The sequence below is a fragment of the Streptococcus mitis genome, from assembly GCF_001074635.1.
Lineage (GTDB): Bacteria > Bacillota > Bacilli > Lactobacillales > Streptococcaceae > Streptococcus > Streptococcus mitis_E.
Genome location: NZ_JUQO01000179.1, coordinates 1 through 4,804 on the forward strand (window position 1 = coordinate 1; position 4,804 = coordinate 4,804).

Annotated in this window: 3 protein-coding genes and 2 pseudogenes; all 5 read right to left on the reverse strand. The window is 31.4% G+C overall.

From position 1 onward, the window contains the following. Window positions 1–132, reverse strand: a pseudogene (locus ADI58_RS10845) (ABC transporter permease); the annotation flags it as partial. 16 nt (window positions 133–148) lie between these two features. Further along, a complete protein-coding gene (locus ADI58_RS07290; protein WP_049522024.1) occupies window positions 149–1,393 on the reverse strand; it encodes an MFS transporter in 1,245 nt (414 codons plus the stop codon). After that, entirely contained in the window at window positions 1,390–3,324 is a 1,935-nt protein-coding gene (locus ADI58_RS07295; RefSeq protein ID WP_049522025.1) for a class III lanthionine synthetase LanKC N-terminal domain-containing protein, read from the reverse strand. Before ADI58_RS07295 ends, ADI58_RS07290 begins: the two co-directional genes overlap by 4 nt. A gap of 341 nt (window positions 3,325–3,665) precedes the next feature. After that, window positions 3,666–4,535, reverse strand: a complete 870-nt coding sequence (locus ADI58_RS07300) for a helix-turn-helix domain-containing protein (RefSeq protein ID WP_049522026.1) — start codon at window positions 4,533–4,535, stop codon at window positions 3,666–3,668. Between the two features lie 130 nt (window positions 4,536–4,665). Continuing rightward, window positions 4,666–4,804 (reverse strand): annotated as a pseudogene (locus tag ADI58_RS07305) (ABC transporter permease); the annotation flags it as partial.

Below are 4,804 nucleotides of genomic sequence, written 5' to 3' on the forward strand. Positions count from 1 at the left end.
GTTAAATCCATAAGCGATGGCTACGTTACCGATACCACCAGCTCCAACCGCACCAGCCATGGCTGTTTCCCCAACAAGGGAAATCAAGGTCACAGTCGTCACGCGGATCAAATCTGGAAGACCTTCTAGTAAGCCTGATTTTCCTAGGTTAACATTTTTTACCTGAAAAACTTCTTTTTTCTAGTGATAAAATCAACCCTATCACACTCACTACCAAAAATACCCACCAACAAAGCCTGATGTCTTGTAAAGCTAAGAAGGAAAATACAGACATCCCTAAAGGTAATGTTAAAGAAAAAATCATACTCAAGAGATTATTACTTCTAGCTAATACATCCGCACTCAAATTAGACAATAACAGAGTATCTAATTTAGGCATTGATTTCGACATCAAATACATGACAAAGGCTAAGCAAACAACACCTACTAGAGGAGAAAAATCTAAAATATTAGCAGTAGCAAGCAAGACAAACAGAATTGCATTGAGCGATAGCAAACTTGAAAACGACAATTTTCCAAAATAATCATGGGGAGTTAGGCTACCAAGAATAGCTCCTCCCAAGCTAACACATTCAATTAAAAATAGGGCCTGAGCATAGCTGAGATGATAGATAGTATGGTCTAATAAGTAAAAGTGATAAATACCTCCAACAGCTCCTCCCAAAGTATTCATTACCAAAATGACAAGAATAATTTTAAACAATGATTTACTTTCTCTCTGTCTAAAGATATCATCCATGTCCGCATAGATTGCCTTAACTTGTTGAAGTAAACTAATCGACTCATTCTCTACCGTTACAGACAAATGCGTCAATTCTCTTCTATTTTTGAACAACATGAGAGAAGATAGTAAAAAGAAGCCAGCATTCACAATCGCAACAAAAGAAAAATTTTGATGACTGGTTGTGAGTAACCATACTCCTAAGGCTTGACCTCCTAGATTTGATAAATAGGAAACAAACTGAGTAAAGGAATAAGCTTCATAGAGCTTATCTTCCGAAATATTATGCTGGATAATCGGCATACGAAGGCCTGCTGTATAATCTGATAAAATATCCGAACAGATATTAACCATACAGATAAAAGCAAACGTTACGAAGTTCTGATCATGAATCACACTAGCAATCAAAAGAAATAGGAGACTTTGCACACAACCAACCCAGATAATTGTCCCTGCTTTATTCCGAGTATGATCAGCCTTAATCCCAACATAAAAAGTAAATAGGAAAGGTAAAATCGTAATCATATTCGCCATAAATACAGCTATATTTTTAAAGGGCAGACTCGCAGCATAAACGATAAATACCAGATTATAAATATAAGCTCCACTTGAGCTTAAAAACCTCGATAAGGTAAGTATTCTAAATAAATGATGTCTTAAGAATAGTTTCATGACAGACCTCCTTGGCAATCCAGTAAACTATCAATCTTCACTCTAGGAATAAGATTTTCTGTATTTAACCCCACGTCCTTTAGAATAGAACTAGTTATTAATAATTCTTTTGCTACTACAATAAATTCATTATTAGGAAAATATTTGTTAACTGCTAACAGAGTATCTGCTAACCCATCCATTCCCATCCAATATCCAGAAAACTGAGCATACTCAACCAATATACTCGAACTCAGATCCAAAATAATATCTTTGTATTTAAATGGATCAATATATAACAACATTCTTATGACCCCAGATGTTCCATCTAACAAATAAGGAGAAACTGTTGTGGTAGAATTTTTCAAAAATTTTCTACCACCTATGTCTAACAGATTAGATAATACAATCTCAATACCTCTACTTATAGTATATCTGCTGAAAGAAATTTTATGTAAAAAAATTAAAAATCCCGATAAACCATTTAAACCATAAGTATTAAAACTATCAAATATATCCAACGATTCATCAGAGGTTATATCTATACTTTCTGTAAAATCAAATCTTGACTCTAATAAATTCAGAAATTCTTCGTCACTTAGTGGTATAAATGCCGTACTTGAGGACGTAATTTTTGTTTCTTTCTGTCTCTCTGCATATATATTTGAAAATATTTTTTTAGCAGTATGTATATCTGGATTATCACTAAATAGATAATTTATTAGAATATCTATGTTCGTTACTATTCCTTTTTGAAGAAGTAATTCTTTTACTTTATTAGTTTTTAAAGCTTCTTCTTCTCTCAAGTGTAATCTCCCCAGTAAAAATAACATCAAGTTTGCAACTTTATAACAATCTGCTTTTTTACCTTCTATACAATTCCATTTTTTTAAACAAATGTCATTATAAATACCTACTGTCGGAGATTCAGATGATTGATATGAGTTTTCTAAGTCAATAAAATACAAATCTAACATTTCTGTAATCAGAATATTATCTGAATGAATATCATTCAACACAATATTTTCTTTATGAAAATATTCAACCACTTCAATTATTTTTTCAAAAATTCTTAATAAAGTAAGAAAATTGGAGTAATTTTTAATAATGTCACTACTAGAATAAGAATATAAGTTATAATCATCTACAAAATCTTTTAATGTGTAGCCGTCTATAAATTCATAAATAAAATATCCATTTGTCCATTCATTAATATTTTCAAGCGATTTGGGAATATATTTGATTAGTTTCTTAGATAACTCCCACTCTCTTTCTCTAAACTCCCTCTTTTCTACATTTATATATGATAAAACGAAATTACGGCATTCCTTTATCACAACTTTCCTATTATATTTTTTTGAATTAGCTAAATAGATATTACCGCCATTACTAGATTTTATTATTGAATTTATTTCATAATTATTAGACATGTATGTATCTTCAAATATTTGAGGTTCTTGAATATCTTCAATCCATTTAGGTAAGTCAAAATAAGATTTTTGATAATCTTGCCAAACTTCCCCATCTGGTCCATACATACTAGGTAAGCCGTCAATTAAATGCTCTTCATTAACAATATTACATCCAAATCTGTAGAAAATATTATTTGAATTTTTATATTTTCTATCACTTAGTATATAAATACCTTGGAAATCACAAGGTATTTTTTGATAAAGCTTTTCAAGTAAATCTATACAGTGATCTCTATTCTTTGGATAAATAGTTATAAACTTCCCTGATTCTGCAGATGATTCATTTTCTGAAAAATTTTTATAAATTTTATCAAAGTCAGACAAACATTTATACATAGTTCTTTCTCGTTCTAGCAACTTACTAACTATATCAAATACTTGTGTATAATTCTTTATAGTAGCAGAAATATGAATTTTAAAACCAAATTCTTCCAATTTATATAAATTATCATTATAGTATGTGAAGTCCATTCTATCCATAGTTCACCTTTTTACAAATAGATAAAGGAGTATGATATACAAATCTATACTCCTTATAAAATATTGCCAATCTGAGTTCATTATCCTTTATGAACTGAACATTTGTAAGTAGCTACAAATTCTTTGACTGGTTCTGCATGTTTTGATGCAGTCATTGCAAATTTTGTCATTTCTGTTACCTCCTTTGTTTTATGGAACCAGTATAACAAAAAAAGTGGGGTTCCCCACTTTTTTGTAATATATTTTTTCTGAAAATAGAAACTCTAGCGCCTAGAAACTACTAATTATCAATCCATCTACAAGGCTATTTATTTTTCATCAGTCGATGTAACGAGAATATATTACAAATCTTTATTTGAAAGCTGATTTGCAAAATAGTTTTCATAGTATCTTGCACCATCTACATACTCTAAATCTTGTAAGATTGTAATGCCTCTCTGGATTTTTTCAAGACCCTTATTTTTTACATTAAAAATAGTATCATAATACCCTTTAGCAATCATATAAATGATTTTAAGATAAGCTTGAGATTCTGGCAATTCTCGTTTTTCAATCTGAAAGATAAAATAATCTGCTTTTAATTTATCCTTTTCCTCTATCGCTTTAAAGAGTCCATTAATTAAAATGGTGTCAATACCAACTTTGTTACTAGGTAAAGAGCCTAATAAATCCGTCTTTTGCAACATCTCCCTAGAATATTTAAAATAGAGGGGCAGAGGAAACAAAGTAGAAATCGTTGAAAATAGTTCCAATTCATAATTTCCCCAGATATCAATAGTAAAAAAATAGTCATAGAGAAAAGTCAGTTCTTCATCCGTTGCCCTTATTTTTGAATCAAAAAATACGAGAAGGCTTTTGATACGAATCATTTGTAAAAGATAGCTTGTTTCACCACTTGATCCATACTTTTGAGTCGTCTCTTCATACAAGGAGTGGAGAGAATCAATCCCTTCTCTGTCATATAGATCCCAGATATTTTCTTGAAAAGCCAAAGCCTTTTTCTGAGAAAAACCACGTACCAAGTACATAAATTCATTCAGATCAGAGTGGATGTTATCTAAGGCAGTAATCAATTTCATAGATGATAAGTCTGCTTCTCCACGCTCAAATTTGCTCAGCATGGAATAAGTAAACTCTCCTCCCGTCGCCTCCTGTAGAGATACATTTCGACTCTTTCTCAATTCTTTAAAAACTTCTCCCAGATTTTGCATATTGACTCCCCACAATTCTTAACTCTCTTACTCATAAAAGTAACAATCGATAGTAGCTAGTACAGAGAATTTTAAGTCTTGACTATAACGACAACTCCTATGAATGATGTACAGATGGCCTAGCTCTTTTTTATTTATGGCTCAATTTTTTGGTCAAGAAGTCTCCCAAGAATTGGATTGCAAAGATAATCAAGATGATAATGATGGTTGCCAAAATGGTCACATCGTGATTGTAGCGGTTAAATCCATAAGCGATGGCTACGTTACCG